29 protein-coding genes are annotated in these 18,339 nt (G+C 48.4%); all 29 read right to left on the bottom strand.

Annotated features, from left to right (window positions below; translation table 11 throughout):
* Positions 1 to 3: 3 nt before the first annotated feature.
* Positions 4 to 435 (bottom strand): hypothetical protein, encoded by a 432-nt coding sequence (locus PXC00_RS06295; RefSeq protein ID WP_275846555.1) that lies wholly within the window; start codon positions 433 to 435, stop codon positions 4 to 6.
* Positions 435 to 1,637 carry a hypothetical protein gene (locus tag PXC00_RS06290; RefSeq protein WP_275846552.1) on the bottom strand — a complete coding sequence of 401 codons (1,203 nt, stop codon included), beginning with the start codon at positions 1,635 to 1,637 and terminating at the stop codon, positions 435 to 437. The genes PXC00_RS06295 and PXC00_RS06290 overlap by 1 nt, the downstream gene beginning before the upstream one ends.
* The gene (locus PXC00_RS06285) at positions 1,612 to 2,097 is read right to left on the bottom strand and encodes an XkdF-like putative serine protease domain-containing protein (RefSeq protein ID WP_275846550.1); all 486 of its coding nucleotides are present in this window, start codon (positions 2,095 to 2,097) and stop codon (positions 1,612 to 1,614) included. The genes PXC00_RS06290 and PXC00_RS06285 overlap by 26 nt, the downstream gene beginning before the upstream one ends.
* Before the next feature lie 146 nt (positions 2,098 to 2,243).
* A complete protein-coding gene (locus PXC00_RS06280) occupies positions 2,244 to 3,734 on the bottom strand; it encodes a phage minor head protein (RefSeq protein ID WP_275846548.1) in 1,491 nt (496 codons plus the stop codon).
* Positions 3,731 to 5,074 carry a phage portal protein family protein gene (locus tag PXC00_RS06275; RefSeq protein ID WP_275846546.1) on the bottom strand — a complete coding sequence of 448 codons (1,344 nt, stop codon included), beginning with the start codon at positions 5,072 to 5,074 and terminating at the stop codon, positions 3,731 to 3,733. Before PXC00_RS06275 ends, PXC00_RS06280 begins: the two co-directional genes overlap by 4 nt.
* A gap of 4 nt (positions 5,075 to 5,078) precedes the next feature.
* The gene (gene terL, locus PXC00_RS06270; protein ID WP_275846544.1) at positions 5,079 to 6,491 is read right to left on the bottom strand and encodes a phage terminase large subunit; all 1,413 of its coding nucleotides are present in this window, start codon (positions 6,489 to 6,491) and stop codon (positions 5,079 to 5,081) included.
* Between the two features lie 19 nt (positions 6,492 to 6,510).
* Entirely contained in the window at positions 6,511 to 7,353 is an 843-nt protein-coding gene (locus PXC00_RS06265; RefSeq protein WP_275846542.1) for a hypothetical protein, read from the bottom strand.
* Positions 7,354 to 7,393: 40 nt separating this feature from the next.
* Entirely contained in the window at positions 7,394 to 7,648 is a 255-nt protein-coding gene (locus tag PXC00_RS06260) for a hypothetical protein (protein WP_275846540.1), read from the bottom strand.
* A gap of 57 nt (positions 7,649 to 7,705) precedes the next feature.
* Positions 7,706 to 7,957 (bottom strand): hypothetical protein, encoded by a 252-nt coding sequence (locus PXC00_RS06255; protein WP_275846538.1) that lies wholly within the window; start codon positions 7,955 to 7,957, stop codon positions 7,706 to 7,708.
* 41 nt (positions 7,958 to 7,998) lie between these two features.
* Positions 7,999 to 8,196, bottom strand: a complete 198-nt coding sequence (locus PXC00_RS06250) for a hypothetical protein (protein ID WP_275846536.1) — start codon at positions 8,194 to 8,196, stop codon at positions 7,999 to 8,001.
* A 73-nt stretch (positions 8,197 to 8,269) separates the two neighbouring features.
* On the bottom strand, positions 8,270 to 9,610 hold the full coding sequence (locus PXC00_RS06245) for a ParB N-terminal domain-containing protein (RefSeq protein WP_407654330.1): 1,341 nt from the start codon (positions 9,608 to 9,610) through the stop codon (positions 8,270 to 8,272).
* Between the two features lie 245 nt (positions 9,611 to 9,855).
* Entirely contained in the window at positions 9,856 to 10,443 is a 588-nt protein-coding gene (locus PXC00_RS06240; RefSeq protein ID WP_275846532.1) for a hypothetical protein, read from the bottom strand.
* A 1-nt stretch (position 10,444) separates the two neighbouring features.
* The gene (locus tag PXC00_RS06235; RefSeq protein WP_275846530.1) at positions 10,445 to 10,618 is read right to left on the bottom strand and encodes a hypothetical protein; all 174 of its coding nucleotides are present in this window, start codon (positions 10,616 to 10,618) and stop codon (positions 10,445 to 10,447) included.
* A 5-nt stretch (positions 10,619 to 10,623) separates the two neighbouring features.
* Positions 10,624 to 10,896, bottom strand: coding sequence for a hypothetical protein (locus PXC00_RS06230; protein ID WP_275846528.1), 273 nt, complete (start codon positions 10,894 to 10,896; stop codon positions 10,624 to 10,626).
* A complete protein-coding gene (locus PXC00_RS06225; protein ID WP_275846526.1) occupies positions 10,889 to 11,212 on the bottom strand; it encodes a hypothetical protein in 324 nt (107 codons plus the stop codon). The genes PXC00_RS06230 and PXC00_RS06225 overlap by 8 nt, the downstream gene beginning before the upstream one ends.
* A 14-nt stretch (positions 11,213 to 11,226) precedes the next feature.
* Positions 11,227 to 11,691 (bottom strand): single-stranded DNA-binding protein, encoded by a 465-nt coding sequence (locus PXC00_RS06220; RefSeq protein ID WP_316935162.1) that lies wholly within the window; start codon positions 11,689 to 11,691, stop codon positions 11,227 to 11,229.
* Complete coding sequence (locus tag PXC00_RS06215; RefSeq protein ID WP_275847135.1) at positions 11,684 to 12,268, bottom strand: hypothetical protein; 585 nt, start codon at positions 12,266 to 12,268, stop codon at positions 11,684 to 11,686. The genes PXC00_RS06220 and PXC00_RS06215 overlap by 8 nt, the downstream gene beginning before the upstream one ends.
* The gene (locus PXC00_RS06210; protein ID WP_316935160.1) at positions 12,265 to 12,576 is read right to left on the bottom strand and encodes a DUF6440 family protein; all 312 of its coding nucleotides are present in this window, start codon (positions 12,574 to 12,576) and stop codon (positions 12,265 to 12,267) included. The genes PXC00_RS06215 and PXC00_RS06210 overlap by 4 nt, the downstream gene beginning before the upstream one ends.
* A gap of 17 nt (positions 12,577 to 12,593) precedes the next feature.
* The gene (locus PXC00_RS06205; RefSeq protein WP_316935159.1) at positions 12,594 to 13,058 is read right to left on the bottom strand and encodes a single-stranded DNA-binding protein; all 465 of its coding nucleotides are present in this window, start codon (positions 13,056 to 13,058) and stop codon (positions 12,594 to 12,596) included.
* Positions 13,051 to 13,635, bottom strand: a complete 585-nt coding sequence (locus PXC00_RS06200; protein ID WP_275847135.1) for a hypothetical protein — start codon at positions 13,633 to 13,635, stop codon at positions 13,051 to 13,053. The genes PXC00_RS06205 and PXC00_RS06200 overlap by 8 nt, the downstream gene beginning before the upstream one ends.
* A complete protein-coding gene (locus PXC00_RS06195; protein ID WP_316935160.1) occupies positions 13,632 to 13,943 on the bottom strand; it encodes a DUF6440 family protein in 312 nt (103 codons plus the stop codon). The genes PXC00_RS06200 and PXC00_RS06195 overlap by 4 nt, the downstream gene beginning before the upstream one ends.
* A 17-nt stretch (positions 13,944 to 13,960) precedes the next feature.
* Positions 13,961 to 14,425, bottom strand: a complete 465-nt coding sequence (locus PXC00_RS06190) for a single-stranded DNA-binding protein (protein ID WP_316935159.1) — start codon at positions 14,423 to 14,425, stop codon at positions 13,961 to 13,963.
* Complete coding sequence (locus PXC00_RS06185) at positions 14,418 to 15,002, bottom strand: hypothetical protein (protein ID WP_275847135.1); 585 nt, start codon at positions 15,000 to 15,002, stop codon at positions 14,418 to 14,420. The genes PXC00_RS06190 and PXC00_RS06185 overlap by 8 nt, the downstream gene beginning before the upstream one ends.
* Positions 14,999 to 15,304, bottom strand: a complete 306-nt coding sequence (locus PXC00_RS06180) for a DUF6440 family protein (RefSeq protein WP_316935158.1) — start codon at positions 15,302 to 15,304, stop codon at positions 14,999 to 15,001. Before PXC00_RS06180 ends, PXC00_RS06185 begins: the two co-directional genes overlap by 4 nt.
* Positions 15,301 to 16,419, bottom strand: a complete 1,119-nt coding sequence (gene dnaN, locus PXC00_RS06175; RefSeq protein WP_275845848.1) for a DNA polymerase III subunit beta — start codon at positions 16,417 to 16,419, stop codon at positions 15,301 to 15,303. Before dnaN ends, PXC00_RS06180 begins: the two co-directional genes overlap by 4 nt.
* A gap of 101 nt (positions 16,420 to 16,520) precedes the next feature.
* Positions 16,521 to 17,237, bottom strand: a complete 717-nt coding sequence (locus tag PXC00_RS06170) for a hypothetical protein (RefSeq protein WP_275845847.1) — start codon at positions 17,235 to 17,237, stop codon at positions 16,521 to 16,523.
* Between the two features lie 2 nt (positions 17,238 to 17,239).
* The gene (locus tag PXC00_RS06165) at positions 17,240 to 17,461 is read right to left on the bottom strand and encodes a hypothetical protein (RefSeq protein WP_275845846.1); all 222 of its coding nucleotides are present in this window, start codon (positions 17,459 to 17,461) and stop codon (positions 17,240 to 17,242) included.
* A complete protein-coding gene (locus PXC00_RS06160; protein WP_275845845.1) occupies positions 17,448 to 18,032 on the bottom strand; it encodes a Holliday junction resolvase RecU in 585 nt (194 codons plus the stop codon). The genes PXC00_RS06165 and PXC00_RS06160 overlap by 14 nt, the downstream gene beginning before the upstream one ends.
* Positions 18,022 to 18,330, bottom strand: coding sequence for a hypothetical protein (locus PXC00_RS06155; protein WP_275845844.1), 309 nt, complete (start codon positions 18,328 to 18,330; stop codon positions 18,022 to 18,024). The genes PXC00_RS06160 and PXC00_RS06155 overlap by 11 nt, the downstream gene beginning before the upstream one ends.
* Between the last annotated feature and the right edge of the window lie 9 nt (positions 18,331 to 18,339).

Raw genomic sequence — 18,339 nt, 5'->3', positions numbered from 1 at the left:
TCCTTATGCCTTGGGTTTAAAGTATTTTGTAATCTGGACGAACACGCGCTCACCCGCATTTGCAGATTCAAGCGCGGTCCCAACAACATAGCCGCCGGTAGCAGCGTCTAAAGGGAACACTTTCCCATCTGTTGTAGCAGTAAGTTCTGCACCGGTAATAATCGCCGCTCCGGCAATTGCATAGCCGCAGTCCTTAATAAGGATGTCCACATCCTCCCCGGCTTTTATAGCGCCATCTTTGCCATCCAATGTATTTGATGCTCCACTGCACAGCAGCGCAATACCGACAATTGGAGCCGCTGCAGCTGCGGCCACAGCTGCTTTCCCCGCTGAATCAACCACAATAGCCAACCCGCGAATATCTGTAACGTCGGCTGCTGCTTTCAGCGTGATGGTTTGGGTATCCGACACACCGGTTCCCATGTATGTAGCCATTAGTATTTACCCCCTTCATATTCCTTTTCATATTCCGCTTCAAGCTCCGGATGCTGCTCGAAAGCTTTCGCCATTGCCTGCTGCGGTGTCAGCGCAGGGTCTTTTTCCTGCAGGGATTTAGCAATGCCCTCTGCTTTCCCGACAGCAGTAGAAGCACTACCGCTTGCAGATTTTCCAACTTCACCGAAAAGCATAGAATCCGTCTTTTTAGTGACTTCCAGAGCCTTGTCCAGTGCGGAGACGTAAGCATTGTACGCCGTATCCCCAGCAGTGCGTGCCTCTCCAAGTGCCTTTGCAATCTCTGCGGAATCACCCAGCGCCTCGTATTTCTTTGCAACCTGCAAATCTGAATTTTCTGCTTGCTGCTTTAGACTCTTTTCAAGTTGGTTAGACAATCCATTCATGCGGTCAATAGCCGCCTGTACAGCCGGAGGCAACGGGTCTTCTACGCCGCCTGTAGCAGATTTTCTTGTATCTGCCTGTTGGTTCGGTGATGCGTATTGATTACGCAAAAAAGCTGTGGCAGGATTTTCGACATTCGCAGAGCTTCCAGATTTTTCAAGGCCATCTTTCTTTTCATTGCCAACAGGCGCCTCATCTTTCGGCGGTACGCCATCTTCACCCGCTGCTGGTTTTTTCGGTTTGGACTTCGCAAGCAGTGCTTTAAATGCGTTCTGCTCGTCTGCGGTCATACCGGACAGGTCAAATTCCTTTTCATCCATGTTCTCGTCTCCTTTTTCTTTGCTCACGCCACCCGGCGCGGCAGTATACAAGCCGTCAATATTGGCGGTCATTGCTTCTGTAAATTGAGAAAGACTCTGCAGCATAAGTTCATGCTTTACAGAGTCTTCCATTTCCTGGTCGTTAATAATGCTTCGAAAGCTGCTATCCAAAGCATCATTGTATTGCCAAAACGAATTCAGAATATCTTTTTTATTGCTTATGTCGCTGAACGTTTGTGCATCTTTCCGGACCTCTCCAGACGGTTCCGGTGTCGCATGAAACGCTGTTTTCAGCAGTTCCACTGCACGTTCAAACGCTGGGCGCGTATCCTGCTGCTGCGGAACGTCTTTACTTTTCGCCAAGCGAATATACGCATCCGGGTTTGCTCCCTGCTGGCAGAAGTCCACGCTGGTCAGTTTCAAATCTTTCAGCTTCGTTGGTACACTTTCGGGATCAGTCTTCGCTTTCCGAATTTTCATCGCTATCACCTCCTTCCACGGGCTGCCGGGTGGCAGTACCCTCAATGCTAAACATTTGATAAGTGCCGTCCTTAATTTTGTCCCAGGTATTGGCATCGTCTACATAAAAGCCAATCCACCAGCCCTGCGGTACAGCGTCAACCGGCAGTCCCATTGCAACCAGTTTGTCTGCTGTGAAAACGCAACTCTCAACAAGCCGTGCCACCTTGCGGCGGTCGGGGTTGTGCTCTTCTCCGCCGTCCCGAAAATTCAGTACATACTCATACGCAGCTGTCTCCAAATCATCCGGATCAATCATATCCTGCTGATAATCGAGGATTTCTTCGCCGTCCTGCCGAATGGAGATATTCGCCCAACCGAATACCAGGTGCTTGTCTTCGTCGGTTTTGAATATTCTGAACCGGCTTTTCTGCACAGCGGGTGCACCTAAAACCTGGTTAAAAGTCTTTGCTTCTGCCATAACCCATCACCTCCCTTTCAAGACATAAAAAAGGCACCCGATTAGCAGGTGCCTTTAAAAGAATTATTTTTGTTTCTTTTCTAATTCTTTTGACTGTTCCTCAATCCACTTTCTAAGGGCCTCCCTTTGCTCTTCAAAAGTACCATCTAACTTATACTTGTTATCCATTGTAATAGACCCTCCTTTGAAGCCTTTGCTATAAATTTTGCTACAGCTTTATTATACGTATTTTTTGACCGATTATCAAGTAAAGGATTAAATATCCTTATAAACATAGTTATCGTTTTCTCCTTATCGTAAGAATCTGTTTTTACTAAAGCCTCTATCTTCCCAGAATTAGTTACAATTGTTAGAACTTTCACTTCATCATTGCTTATTAAAAATGTTAAGTCCTGCGTAGAATAGCTACTGTTTCTTGGATGATTATGCATAACGAATACATCTTCCCCAAGTCCAGAAATATTCGCATATGCATCTTTTTCGCTTCCGAAAGACTTTTCAATTCGTGAAAAATCTTTAGAAAATGCAAAGGAAACTTCATGCCCAGCATTATTCTCTTTTGATTCTCTTAATAATATCTTATGCTGTTTTTGAATTTCGATGCACTCTTGTTTTGAATAGCCCGGAACCTGTACCAGAGGAATATCTTCGATAGTTTCATCTGTAATTTGCGTGATTTTTTTGCTTGACGTTTCCGACAATTGAGTTGATGATATGTATGATAGGTCAGGTTCTTCAACTTCTTCATAAAGCAGCGTACACCGACAATGTGGATGTGCAGGAGGGACGCGTCCTATTGTAGAAGACGCCAGTAAGTCGTCTTTTATTTTTACCTGCAACGTAAAATCGCTTTTCACTTCGCACCGCTTGCCATCCAGTGAGTGGCAGGTAGAGCAAGTACGCTCATCAGCCGCTGTGCACCAAATTTTCACGGTGTGGCCCATGTACCCGGCTCGCTGAGCTTGCCGAATAACCTCATACTCGGCTTGGTTGTACGCCATTGCGGTTTCTGTCCGGGCAATCATCTGTGCCCGGTACCGGTGCTGCCGTTCCGCGTACCGTATCGCCTGCTCCGCAGCCTTTCTAGGCTTTACGTTGCTGCCCAGTAGCCGATTGTAGTAGTTCTGATTGGCAACGACCTGCGGACGCGTAAGCCCAATCATAGGACGTATCACTTTAGCAAGCTCGTCTACACCGATTTCTTCGTGATAAACGGTTCGTTTGAGGGCGGCCTTGATTCCTTTTTTTGTTTCAAGTGAGCAGCTCGTAACAAAATCGGCGGCGCGGTTTTCCGTCCACTTTTTCACAGCGGGCGCGAAACTGTCAAACAGAAAACCTTCCCGGCTGTTCTCAACTTCCTTTGCCGCGCTCTCAAAGGCTGCATCCCACACAGGCTGCAGTGCGTCCACGACATACATGGCGTATTTCTGCTGCCATTGCAAAAAAAGCTGCTGAGGGATCTCTCCGCTCAACAGCGCTGTGCGTATATCCTTGTAAGATGCATTGTTTTCATCCCGACCGCCCACGACAACTCGCTTAACGGTCGGTTCCCACGTATCTAAAAAGCGACGTATCCGCTGTAGGGCTTCCTGCTGTGGGTCTGCGGCCTTGTTGACCGCGGTATGTAAAAGTATCAACTGTCCTCACCATCCAGCGGATCTGTTTCATCATTTTCCACATTACGCGCGGCATTCCCGCCAACATCGTTATCAACCGGAGGCGTTGGAGGCACGTAATTGTCCACGCGCTCCGGCAGATGGGCTGCCTGGCGGAGGTAATCGTCAAGTCCTTCATCCGGAATCAATGCCCCGCAGCCCACAACCTGATTCAGGAACCCGCCAAGTGCCGTCAAGTCAACATCTTCAATGTCGCCATGCGTCATGCGCGGATAGTCCGTAAAGCCGGCGAAGTGTTCCGCGTTGAGGTCAACGAGCCGCGGTATAGCCTGCGTATTGAATACATCACATACAATGTCAAGATATGTACCCATTGCCGTTCCAAACAGCTCAGTCTTGTTGCTTGAAAGGGCGAAACTGCCGGTACTCTGCTGCCCCAAAAGGATGAAATCCGAAAGGGTCGTCATGGCAATCCGCTTATCATAGCGGTCAATAATTTGATTGGTATCAAAGTTCCGCTTACCGCCGGCAGATAAGAGTTCCAGGCCCCAACCGTCCGGCAGAACAATACCTTCCTGCGTATCCCGGCGGATGCTGGTAACAATACGTTCTGCATTGGCAAGCATTTTTACCATTTCCGGGTCGTCTCTGTCCCAGATATCCACACCGGGCGGCGCGTGCATCACTGGGAATCCTGCAAGATCACGTTCAACGCCGATTCCCTCGATCTCCTGCATTCGCTTCTTGAAATACCAGTCACGATACGCGCCCCTAAGCACACTACGGCCCTCGGGATTTTCCTTCGCAGACCGTGTGCGGAAGTGCAGGGCCTTTTCGATTGGTACCAGCACCTCCGCGTAATCCGGCGGCGCCACTTGCACCATGCCTCTCAGTTCGTCCGTCACAGGGTCATATTCCCACCGTGACAATGTGTCCTGCGAGCGCACCGGCAATTTTCGCCATCCAATCAGCCGGTCATCGTATTTACTGGAATAACGTGGGTCTTTCGACCGGCCGCAGCGGCGCTTGTACACGATTTCGTGGTAACTCCACCCGTATGTGATGAATGACAGAATCTCCGAAAGAGTGTCCTGCCAAGTAGCTTGCATATCATTCATACAACCTTCAACAAATTCTGCTGCGTCTTTATCCACCGACTTGCTGCTGGCCGGCTCTACATTAAACTCAGTCTGACGGAGCAGCATTTCAATGGCATAGAGCATTGCGAAGATAATATCGTCATTGTTGGCCATCTCTTTGAATGTTTCTATGCCGCGTGTGCCAGACAGCTCCGATAAAAACTCCTCATAGAAGACGCCCGCATATCGTTTTTGCCCCACCCGACCTATTTCCTGTGGCACTTAATCACCTTCTCCAATAGCTTTCTTTTGCATTTCCGATACTGGATGGGGGTGGTCCACCAGTATAACCTTTCTGTAGTTCCGCAAAACCATCCGCCGAAGCGTCCACCTGGTCTTTGTACTTGCCTTCCGGAAAGCCCTCCAACTCGTTCAGGTAGGCTTCATTCCACGGCGCAACAACAATTTCAAAGTTTCCATGTTGCCACTGTGCAGCCATTGGCTCAGCCCGCGACTCTTTCGAGCCAGTCTCACGTTCTGTGACGACAGAAAAGCCAGACAGGAATTTCACAAAATTCTCTGCCTGGTCCTTTCCGGCCTGTCCGGGGTCCTGCGGCAAACGTACCCGGACATGCTTGTATTTCTTTTTATCCATGCGCGCAGTCGCCAGAATGTGATCCCGAACGCCGCCTGCATTAAGACGCACCCGCGAAACATTGGCAATCACATACCGACCATTGCTGCGACGCTTGCCAATCAGCACGCCCGCCGTGTAACAAGCTTCCCCTTCGTCGTCCACTTCGGTCGCCGCCAAGTCCCAGCAACGCACCCAGAGAGGAACATCATCCGGAGCCTCATCAAGCCACCCATCGCCCGGTATTTGAGAGCGTTGAAAATACAGCCCGGCAGCCGGCTTGATTTTCCAGTTGCCCATAAGCAAGCGTTCGCGGTCAACAATCGCCATAGCCTTCAAATTGCTTATGTAGCCGGGGTCTGCATCCATCAGCATTTTGTTGTCCTCAATGCTTGATGCAATAAACGTGACGCTCTTCGGGTCGGCCTCTTCGCAGCCTGTTTCTTCGACAAGTTGTTCCCGGCTCCCCGCCCAATGCACAATGTTATCAATCTGAACCATATATCGGATTTGACCGCTGCGTTCCGGTATTGCATACCCTGTGTCCGGATTCCACCACCACTGAATAAACTCTGCCACCCAAGACTCAGCATCCGGGTTGGTAGTGGCTCTAATATAAGGCTTTACGCCGCACAGTGTACGGTTACGTGAAAGCATATAGAAAAACTGTGACCGGCTGAAATGCGTTAATTCATCAAATCCAATCATGGCAATCTGTGAGCCCTGCCAACTAAGCTTGTCTGTATCGTACTGCATATGAGCGAACGTGACTTTTGCCCCGGATGGGAACTTCCACGTTGGCCGCGGTGACCGGGACGGTTTACCTCCTGCATAAGGATATATCTGCATGGAAGTATCCCATAACCCGCCCTCACTGGTTATCTGATTCGCGTTCCTGCGAAATATCACGACGCCGAATTTAGGATTATTCACATGTCTGAGGGCTTCCAGCAGTAGTCCATAGCTCTTTCCTCCACCTGCCGCACCACCGTAAATAACAATATCCGCAGGGGACGCCAAAAAGCGCTCCTGCGGTCCCTTTTGTGGTCCTATTATCTCCGGCATACTAATCGCCCCCCCCGCCTTACCTATCCCTGCCGTTATCTGGCAAAACAATCTGCACCACTGGAGCATCGTTGCCCTGTTTGCTCTCCGCTTCGGCTTCTCGTTTCCGCTGTGCTTCTTCTTCCTCTCTTGCACAGCGGGCCTTATCGTCCCGAATTTTGGCAAGTTGCTCAATACACTTGGCCTTTTGCTTCTGTACCCGCGTCAACTCCGCTTCAAACTTCACAATGATTTCGGACGCATTCACAGCAGAAGTTGTTAGGTGATAGGAATGCCCATTTTCCTTAACCTTCGTTTTCTTACCCTTCTCGGATATTTCTATTTCTAGATTAGGTTCAGGTTCTTTCTTCCACTCATTCCGAATTACCGAGCCCACTATCATCCCCGGCTTGTTTGCTTCCGGATTTCCAGTTGCCCGCATACGTTCAAGATCTTTCATCAAGCGATATTCCCGGATTGCCAGCATAGCGATCTGTTCCTCAAGCTGCGTTTCCTCGTTAGAAAAGTCAATGTCCTGAATCATAGCCTTTTCTTCTTCGGAAAGAACGTTCTGATACAGTTTGGAATACAACCCATGCTTTAAGTGATTTTGGCTTCCCAGTGGTGCTCCGGCCTCACCCACGCGACTACGCCGCCGGACTTTTCCGGTTGCGACTCTTGACTTCTCGGTTGCAACTTCGCCATGCTTCCCGGTTGCAACCTTTTTCTGCTTTGACTTACTGCCGCGCAGCTTCCAGTCACGGGTTGCCCATGACTTTACCGCACTGAGTGATACGCCATACTTTTCTGCTATCTCCTTGTATTTAAGGCCTGCCCTCCAGTCTCGGTAAGCCTCTTCATATTCCGGAGAGTTTTTGTTCACCGCATATCACCACCTCCATGAGTTTTAATTAAATTTCGGCTTATTTTTCTTGATAGCTGGTTGTAAGCGCTGCTCTCAATTCCGCAAGCCTTTGGGATTCCATATTTGTAATAAACGTCCTTTCTTCTAAAATTGCGATATTCATAGCCAACTCCCGCCGGTATGCCACCATATCCTCCGGCGGGTGCCCGAGTATATCAAATGGACAGCAGCCCTGCGGGAAGAAACAAAAATCCGCACCATAACGGATGCGGTCGCAATACTCGCAGTTCCCGTTGCGAATGCAGTAAGGCAACTTTTTTACCTCCCCTTAATCTGATTTGCTGGTGAAGTACTCCGGGCTTTGCACCCCTTAGCCTTGCGCTCTTGCGCTGCAATACCTCATATAAAAACCCGCCTTTGTTTTTACATCGGCGGATTCCTCTTTTTCTGCACTGTTCGCAGCTGCCAATTTCATGGAGGATTGATTGGCCGCTCTCGGCTCCTGCACCTGCAGAGCGACATGCAGAAACCCGCAGTTTCCATTTTGACGCGGACTTGCGGGTTTGTTGGGTAGGGCTATTAAGTTTTTAGGCTGCTTCCAGTGTTTAGCTGTCTGCAGCATATAAAAAGCCGCCTGTGGCGATTTACCACGCGGCTTCCTGGTTATCTCAAAAATGCGGTCAGTGAAAACTTCTGTGGCCTCATGTGATGTTTGGCTGCCAATTCCTTTGACTTTTCGTTAAAGGCGGCAGCATATGGCTTTATGCGCTCTGCAGCTTCATCCCGGCTTATTCCGCCGGATAAGTAACCAATCTTCGCACATTCGGCCTGCTCCCTAAGCAATCTGATTTCATCCGTCATACTGTATCGCCCTCTCCGTTTTTCTCAATATTACGGTACTGCGCGGTGCAGCTCAAGGTGAAACTCTCCCAAACTATTCCGGATTGCTCCCCACAATATCTGCCACCTTTTTATCGTCAATCTCCTGTAACTCCGGGAAATAATCTTTTACGCCCTTGGGGCCGCCTTTATAAAACACCATTACGTTCTGATGCGTCCTAACTACTTTCCGCATAACCATATTCCGGCGAACGCGGCAGGCTCCTGAGCCGATCTGATTCAGCAGGATAATGTCATTGTACAAGCCAAGGCCGTGCTCTGCCATTACCCGCTTTGTCAGTCCGGTCAAATCGCGGTAAAAGCCGTAATTCTCTCTCACGTCAGAAAGTACAACGACCGCAAAACGGTTCTCTTTGAGTTTTTCTGCTGCTTTCCCGATGATTTCTGAATAGGCCGTCGTAAAGCCGGCATAGTCCATGTTGCTGATGTCATTCGGGCTGTCGCTGTACACTTCGAGGTCAAAGTATGGAGGGCAGGTAAGCAGCAAATCTGCTGTACCGTCTTCTATGTACTTGTCCATATTCTTCGAATCATCCGCATACCATTGCAAACTACCATCCTCCGGCAAACTCAGCTCTTTTGCATTTTGGATGTTGGACTCAATCTGTTCCGGTCGCAGGTCTATGCCGACATACGGCATTTTTGATATGCTCGCAACAATACCCCGTACAGATCCGCCCGCAAACGGGTCAAATACCAGTCCGCCCGGCACATTGAACCATCTGTACATGATTTCGCAGAGCACCGGGTCAAACACGCTGGTTCCGTTATCGTTCTTCCCCATCTGCAATGACTTTGCAAATGTAAGGTTCTCTCCCCTGCCGCATTCGCTCTTCAGTCCAAGGCCAAGCCAATGCTTTTTCCGGTCCTGCCAGTATCCCTGCCGGGCATCCAACACGGAGAATGGCGGCACAAGGAATGTATCCGCAAGTGTCCCCGCTACATTATCGGACAGTTTGCTCATAATCCCAGCGGCCTCCTCTCCCAATTCTTCGCCCAATGCGTCAATTTCGTCCGGGTCAAACCCGGTCAACTCCATATCAAAGTCCATGTCCGCGGCCAGTTCAGTCAGCAGGGCATCCAATTTATCATTGTCCCAACTGCCAGAGATCTTGTTCAAAGCAATATTGAGCGCCTTTTCGTGTTCATCGTCAAGGTCTACCACGCTGACTTCCGCTTCGGTCCGGCCGAGGTCTTTCAGCACTTTTAGCGTCTGATGCCCGCCAACTACATTCCCGGAGCGCTCGTTCCATACAATCGCTTGCACACAGCCGAAAGTTTCAATAGAGTGCTTTAGCTTTTCGTACTCTGCGTCCCCCGGCTGCAGGTCCTTCCGTGGGTTGTACGCCGCCGGATTGAGTTTCTCCAGCGGCATTACCTGTAATTTCACTGCTTGTGTTAACTCCTTTTTTGTATTCCTCCACTGTACAGTGCTTGGCGTAGCACCGTGACAACTTTGGTAGCGGCACCGGTAAGGAGTAGAACCGGCCCGCGCTAACCCTCCTTGCATAAAAATAGGGCCACCCGAAGGCAGCCCTTGGCATTTGATAAAATTTTACGATATTATCGTACCACATTGGCCTTGCCATGTAAACGACATCTTTGCGACATGGCGGCTCGTTACTGTACATTATTTCTTGACTCAAGGCCATCCACACCGAATAGCAATGCTGTAATTTTCTCTATCGCATACTTCACGTCCCGCTGGATCGTCCTGATTTCGCAATGTTCCTCACACGCCATCTCTGCAAACGACCTTTCTGGTTCCTCTATGTATGCCCCACTGATTACCCGCCAGCGCCGCAAGTCCTCCGGTCTGGACGATTGTTCGCAGAACACCCGATACAAGCCAAGCATAGAATTCACATGATCCATAAGAATGTGGGTGCGAACAGCACTCTTTTTAATACTTGCGACTTCCACATCATCCGTTCTCCACGCCTCAGCGCACATCAGGTCAAGAATCTGCATGGCGCTTTCTTCCTCCTCACTGTCAGATTCCTCATATACCGCACCATTTACATAAGCGTTTAGCATCCGATAATTCCGCAGAAGTAATTTTGTGTTGTACAGACGCTTATCGTACCAAGCCTGGCGTTCCTTTTTCTGCTCGTTTTTGAGTTTCTCCATCGTTGCCTTGCTGGCTTCGCGGGCTGCAAACTTGACCGCGACTGTAGCAGCCAAAGTCGCTACTTCTTCTTCTGTCATTTCAAGCACCTCCAATTGAATTTCTGCACCCCATAGTTAACGAATACAGTGCGATTAAAGCCAATAACGACGCGTAAGTAACTGGAGATGCCCATACTTCCGAAATAATCATATTGGCCGCCAGCGCAAAATAACAGCCGGAGACGGCAAACCAGACAATTTTACTCTTCTGCATTGCTATTATGCCTCCAAATCAGTGCCGCAGTGCGGGCAGCATTTTGTCTTAACCGGATTTCCATCTTTCCCTTCAATCGCCTTGCCGCCGCAGGCGGTACAGTACGGCCAGTTCCCGTTGGCACTGCTCCAGCGGCCAAACTTCCTTTCCTCCTTTGGTCCGTCATAGGCTAATATTGTTTCCGCTTCAATGTATTCATCACCGTTAATTTCCACGTCACTATGAGATCTTGCAAATTCCCACACATCTTCAAGATCCACAAGCGTATTATCACTCATGGCTATCCTCCTCCCCACTGTTCGGAATAATGAATTCCCCTTCTTCGTAGTCCGTCCAGCCGTTGTGATCTATTTTCTGGTTGGCAAAATCTTCTTCATCTGCCTCATACCCAAGAGGGCAACTCCAAGGGAAACAGCACCCAATGCCTTCTTGCACTTCTCCACATTCCGGATGACGGCAGTTATAGCCGTTATTCGGGCTGGGGTCTCTGCCTGAATAGAAAGTTTTGTCGTTCGCGTCTTTGGGAGTGAGATACGCATTGAAGAAATATCCGCACCGGTTCGCAAACTCATCGATGCTGTAAATTTTAGGCATGATTTTTATCCCTCCTAGAATGGCAAACCATCATCGTCTGGAAGTGCTTGAAAATCGCTGTCCGCGCCGCTCGAATAGGCCGGTGCTGCTGGTGCAGCGGTTGAAGTGGCCGAGCCGTAGGATGGAGCCGGGCGGGTTTCCCCAGTGGCTGCGCTGCCTTTCTTCCCGCCGCAGAAGCTCACATTTTCGGCCTGCACATCATACCGAGTGCGTTTGTTGCCGTCCCTGTCGGTGTAATTGTCCACCCGCAGTGAACCTTTTACGGCAATCATAGACCCTTTCGTGAAGTACCTGCACACAAACTCGGCCGTCTGCCGCCATGCGGTAATGTCGATAAAATCCGTTTGCTTGTCCTGCCCGGACTTTGAATATGCGCGGTCAACGGCAATGCGGAAACTGGTAACGGCTACATCGTTCGGCGTATGGCGTAACTCCGGGTCGGCCACCAGGCGTCCCATGAGAACTACTACATTAAGCATCGGCAGCCTCCTGATTCTCAATCCTTTCGAATTCAATTACCCATACCCAAGGATTCGCGTTCCAACTATATTTATCTCGGTCAGAATCTTTTATTGTGCCATCCCAAAGCACTATAAAATCAGTTCGTAAATCTCGCTCGAACTGCCTGTATGGAAGCCCTTCGCTTAAAAACTCAAAATATTTCGTGTTTTGCAGCCGTTCCGGCTTAACACTGACCACGCGCAGAAAGATTCTGGTGGCTTCGTGTGGCATATGAATGGATGGATGCCACTTTACATCTGATACAGCTTGAAAAAATTCTTCATCTCTCTCTGTACCATAATCGGCTTTAAAATGATATCTTCCTTTCGGGAACTCGCACCACGTTTCCCTCACATAGAGAATGTCTCCGACTTGATATACAGGCTTCAGACTATTGCCCCATCCATCAGTCAATATCTGATCTGGATTTCTCCCAACTATTTCCCAATCGCCTATGTAAAACTCTGGCTCTGGCTTAATCACCCGCCGTGTGGTCGTTTTCCGATTTTCCAAAAGCGCCCGCACCATTGGGGTATTGAAAAGAATAGGCTTCATTTCTTAATCACCAGCGTTCCATCATGATTCAAGCGTGGTGTAATGGCAGTAGAATAACCACCACGAACTTCTGATTGGTACACAATGTATTCCACCCCCGTTGCGTTATCAACATAAAAGGTATAGTACGTACCACTAAAATGGCCTTCTCCGTCATATTGTGCCTCTGTAACTGGCGTAAGCGTATCTGTTCCAGCAAGGTTTTTACCATGTGCAGCAGAAACGGACGAGCCTTCTGCTACAATTTTGCGGAGCCTCCCCTTGCCGTTGGAATAAATGCAGCCGACTTTAATAAGTGATTTTTTCATCGTTTTGTCTCCTTTAATTAAAATGGCAAATCATCATCGTCTGGAAGTGCCTGAAAATCACTGTTGGTACCGCTCGAATAAGCCGGTGCTGCCGGTGCAGTTGCTGCAGCAGGCGAATTGTGCTTTGCGTCGTAATTTTCCTGTGATTCCTGATTGCTTTCCCTACGCCCGCCGCAAAAACTCACGTTTTCGGCCTGCACATCATATCTGGTACGCTTGTTGCCGTCCTTGTCGGTGTAATTATCCACCCGAAGCGAGCCTTTTACAGCAATCATAGAGCCTTTCGTGAAATAGCGGCACACAAACTCGGCCGTCTGCCGCCATGCGGTAATGTCGATAAAATCCGTTTGCTTGTCCTGCCCGGACTTTGAATATGCGCGGTCAACGGCAATGCGGAAACTGGTAACGGCTACATCGTTCGGCGTATGGCGTAACTCCGGGTCGGCCACCAGGCGTCCCATGAGAACTACTACATTAAGCATCGGCAGCCTCCTGATTCTCAATCCTTTCGAATTCAATTACCCATACCCAAGGATTCGCGTTCCAACTATATTTATCTCGGTCAGAATCTTTTATTGTGCCATCCCAAAGCACTATAAAATCAGTTCGTAAATCTCGCTCGAACTGCCTGTATGGAAGCCCTTCGCTTAAAAACTCAAAATATTTCGTGTTTTGCAGCCGTTCCGGCTTAACACTGACCACGCGCAGAAAGATTCTGGTGGCTTCGTGTGGCATATGAATGGATGGATGCCACTTTACATCTGATACAGCTTGAAAAAATTCTTCATCTCTCTCTGTACCATAATCGGCTTTAAAATGATATCTTCCTTTCGGGAACTCGCACCACGTTTCCCTCACATAGAGAATGTCTCCGACTTGATATACAGGCTTCAGACTATTGCCCCATCCATCAGTCAATATCTGATCTGGATTTCTCCCAACTATTTCCCAATCGCCTATGTAAAACTCTGGCTCTGGCTTAATCACCCGCCGTGTGGTCGTTTTCCGATTTTCCAAAAGCGCCCGCACCATTGGGGTATTGAAAAGAATAGGCTTCATTTCTTAATCACCAGCGTTCCATCATGATTCAAGCGTGGTGTAATGGCAGTAGAATAACCACCACGAACTTCTGATTGGTACACAATGTATTCCACCCCCGTTGCGTTATCAACATAAAAGGTATAGTACGTACCACTAAAATGGCCTTCTCCGTCATATTGTGCCTCTGTAACTGGCGTAAGCGTATCTGTTCCAGCAAGGTTTTTACCATGTGCAGCAGAAACGGACGAGCCTTCTGCTACAATTTTGCGGAGCCTCCCCTTGCCGTTGGAATAAATGCAGCCGACTTTAATAAGTGATTTTTTCATCGTTTTGTCTCCTTTAATTAAAATGGCAAATCATCATCGTCTGGAAGTGCCTGAAAATCACTGTTGGTACCGCTCGAATAAGCCGGTGCTGCCGGTGCAGTTGCTGCAGCAGGCGAATTGTGCTTTGCGTCGTAATTTTCCTGTGATTCCTGATTGCTTTCCCTACGCCCGCCGCAAAAACTCACGTTTTCGGCCTGCACATCATATCTGGTACGCTTGTTGCCGTCCTTGTCGGTGTAATTATCCACCCGAAGCGAGCCTTTTACAGCAATCATAGAGCCTTTCGTGAAATAGCGGCACACAAACTCGGCCGTCTGCCGCCATGCGGTAATGTCGATAAAATCCGTTTGCTTGTCCTGCCCGGACTTTGAATATGCGCGGTCAACGGCAATGCGGAAACTGGTAACGGCTACATCGTTCGGCGTATGGCGTAACTCCGGGTCGGCCACCAGGCGTCCCATGAGAACTACTACATTAAGCATCGGCAGCCTCCTGATTCTCAATCCTTTCGAATTCAATTACCCATACCCAAGGATTCGCGTTCCAACTATATTTATCTCGGTCAGAATCTTTTATTGTGCCATCCCAAAGCACTATAAAATCAGTTCGTAAATCTCGCTCGAACTGCCTGTATGGAAGCCCTTCGCTTAAAAACTCAAAATATTTCGTGTTTTGCAGCCGTTCCGGCTTAACACTGACCACGCGCAGAAAGATTCTGGTGGCTTCGTGTGGCATATGAATGGATGGATGCCACTTTACATCTGATACAGCTTGAAAAAATTCTTCATCTCTCTCTGTACCATAATCGGCTTTAAAATGATATCTTCCTTTCGGGAACTCGCACCACGTTTCCCTCACATAGAGAATGTCTCCGACTTGATATACAGGCTTCAGACTATTGCCCCATCCATCAGTCAATATCTGATCTGGATTTCTCCCAACTATTTCCCAATCGCCTATGTAAAACTCTGGCTCTGGCTTAATCACCCGCCGTGTGGTCGTTTTCCGATTTTCCAAAAGCGCCCGCACCATTGGGGTATTGAAAAGAATAGGCTTCATTTCTTAATCACCAGCGTTCCATCATGATTCAAGCGTGGTGTAATGGCAGTAGAATAACCACCACGAACTTCTGATTGGTACACAATGTATTCCACCCCCGTTGCGTTATCAACATAAAAGGTATAGTACGTACCACTAAAATGGCCTTCTCCGTCATATTGTGCCTCTGTAACTGGCGTAAGCGTATCTGTTCCAGCAAGGTTTTTACCATGTGCAGCAGAAACGGACGAGCCTTCTGCGCATCCTCCCATAAGCACAGTCACGCAAACTAGCACGCAAATCGTTTGAAATCTTCTCATCATGCCCTGTCCTCCGGTTTCAATCTCACCGGCAGCACAATAAACAAGAAACTGTTCCCATCCTTTGGCTTAACAGTCATGGGTGCCAGCGGCCCATTCAATCCAAGTTTAACTTCGTCGGTTTCCGCATTCTGGAACGCGTCCAAGAGATACCGGTCATTGAATCCGATTTCTACATTGTCCCCTTGGATTTTGGCCTGCAGTTGGTCAGAAGCCTGTCCTAGCGGCGTCCGACTGAACAAATCAATGACATCGTCTCCAAAAGAGCAGCGGATAGGACTTTTCAAACGGTCCATTACCATCAGCGACACACGCTGAATACTATCAACGAAGCCCAGCGTATTGACTTCCACCTCTGTTCCCTGCTGCTGAGGAATCGCTCTCCTATAATCAAGGAACTCTCCTTCGAGCAGCCGGGAAAACACGGTATACTGTCCGGCAGAGAAGATAATGTGTCTATCTCCAATCACTATCCCGCACGGCTTAGCATTATCAGGAAGGATTCTGGAAAGCTCATTCAGGGATTTTCCCGGTACCACAAAGGATGTTTTGTTTAAGTCATTGCCGACATTCTCTTCTCGAATCGCAATGCGGTATCCGTCTACACTGACAAGCCGAATCTTTCCTTCATTGATTTCGAACAGTGTACCGGTATGTATTGGCTTTGAATCGACCTGCGCCACCGCAAAAGCCGTCTGTCGAATCATCCCTTTCAGGATGCCGTTCGGGATGCGCAGCACCTCTCTCTGCTCAATTTTCGGTATGGCCGGATATTCATTGGGGTCGAACCCTGCCACGCTGAATCGGCTGCGGCCGCACTTTATCACAGCCATGTGCTTCCCTCCTGTTTCAATGTGGACCTTGTCACCAGATAATTTACGCACCATTTCTCCGAGCAGTTTTGCCGGCAGGCACGCCGGGCCAGACTCCTGCACTTCTGCCTGGATATTCGTCTTTATTCCAACTGTTTCACAGTCATACCCAATCAACTCCAGAGTGCCTTCTTGCGCTGTCATTAAGATACCGCTCAGTTCCGGGATGGTGGCCTTTGTGGATACTGCCCGCTGCACCGAGGAAATAGCACTGGCGAGGTCTGTCCGATTGCACGTAATGTTCATGCCCAATCCTCCTCGTATAATAATTTTTGTGTTAATAATTTCAGATATCGACAGGCTTTAAGATGCCCGTGATAAAATGCTGTTAGGTCGGCAGGGTCGAGTTAATCATCAATATCAAATGCATCAGAGTCGTCTACATCATCAATGTCCAAAATAATCTTCGTGCCATTATAGTAAAGATTAGCGATAAGCGCCTGCACTTCGTTTAACGTCCCAAGCTTAAACATCGACTTTGTCCACTCTCCGTCAAGCCACAGATTTCTGATTGATACCGTAGGCTCGTCTCTATATCTGCACAAAGAAAACTTAATTTCCGGATGCTCCCAATCCTCCAATCCTTCATCGTTAAAAGTTACTGTGTAATGGGTAAATGCACCGTCCTCTTTTTCATCCAATTTGCACACAAAATTCTGGCGTTCATACTTTTCTGATTCTTCTGTGTTTCCGTTCACCCATTCACGGTATTTGTCGAAAATCTCCGACAGTTTAATTCCATCATGCTTCTGAATCAGGATGTCGCCAAAACTCTTTTGAATCTTTTGAGCCACATCATCCCGCAGGGTGCCCTCCGTCAAAGCCTTTACCTGCTCTGCAATAAAGCCATTGTAAGTGGTAAAATCAATATTCTTGAGTGTTTCAGAAACATCATGAGTAATCTGCTCTTCAATCTGATTTCTAAGCTTATACCCATTCAGTGAATCATCGATGGCGCGCAAAACTGTCTTTTCAACATCTTCTTCGATGCGATTTTTTATTGCACCACTGTCCTGCATTTCTTTAATCTTGCTGTCGGCGATTGCCTGTATGTCTAAATTCATTATTAATTCTCCTTAAAAATTTTTGCTGGCAAAATGATTCCGTAGTCCTTCAGAGCTTCTTTTTTCATTTCCTGCTCAGATTCAAAAACTTTCTCATTCAACAGCAGCTTTGCGGCTGCTGTTATAACTTCCTCAGTAAAATTGCCTTCCTTTGTGTAGCCGCTGCGTGGTGACTTCACATAGCTCTCAAAAAAATCAGAAACTAAATCATCATAATTGCTCATTCTTGCTTTCCTCTAAGAAGTGAACCATCCCGGTACCGCGGTCCGTAATGCGATACTTTTCCAGTTCTTCTGCCGTCATGAACTTATGCCCATAAATGTGCTTCATAAGTTTCCACGTTGTCCACGGCACCCGGTAGAAACTGCGCAGACTCAGCGACACCAAAACAAATACTTCCGCGCCAAACTGCTGATGCTGTTCAAGTGCCCTGTCCTGCCACTCGGTTACAGCGTCTTGCATGATTTTGCCGGCCTCGGTTGCTTTGGCTTCAAAGCATACCGCCCTGCCGGTACGAAGCGTTCCCTTGTAATCCGGCTGCGCCTGCTTCTCAAAATGACCGGTGAAACCAACAAATTTGCCATGCTTGTCATACTGTCGGTCTGTTACCTTGAAGGGCTCCGGCGTTTTCTCTATGTAGGCCATCCCTCGGGTGCGGTAAAAATCGCACACCATGTTGATACGGTCTTCAAATGCTTGCCCAAGTTCGCGGCTGCGGTATCCCTGTTGCCGGTGCTGCAAAGTAGCTGATTTGCACTGACCCGGTTGGAAATTCTCCCATCCTTTATACCCCAAGGTATCCACGCTCCTCTGCAAGGTTATGAAGTTTTTTCATTGTCACCGTCCCAATCCCACTAACGGACTGAATATCTTCCAGAAAAGCTTTCACTCCAGTGTCCCCGATTACTTGATTTGATGGGCGTTGATGTTTAAGGACTTCTCTCTTGCCCTGGAATTCACCATCTTCATAGGCGGCTTTCTTTTCTGCTGCGAAACAGGCGACAAGCTGACGATCTGTCATTTTACGCAGCTTAACGGCCTGCTCGTGCATATTCAACTCTTCCGGCGAAAGCCGGCACTTCTTTCTACTCATTTCAATTCC

This window comes from Caproicibacterium argilliputei, assembly GCF_029211325.2.
Classification (GTDB): Bacteria; Bacillota; Clostridia; order Oscillospirales; family Acutalibacteraceae; genus Caproicibacterium; species Caproicibacterium argilliputei.
This window is presented reverse-complemented; position numbering and strand designations above follow the sequence as displayed.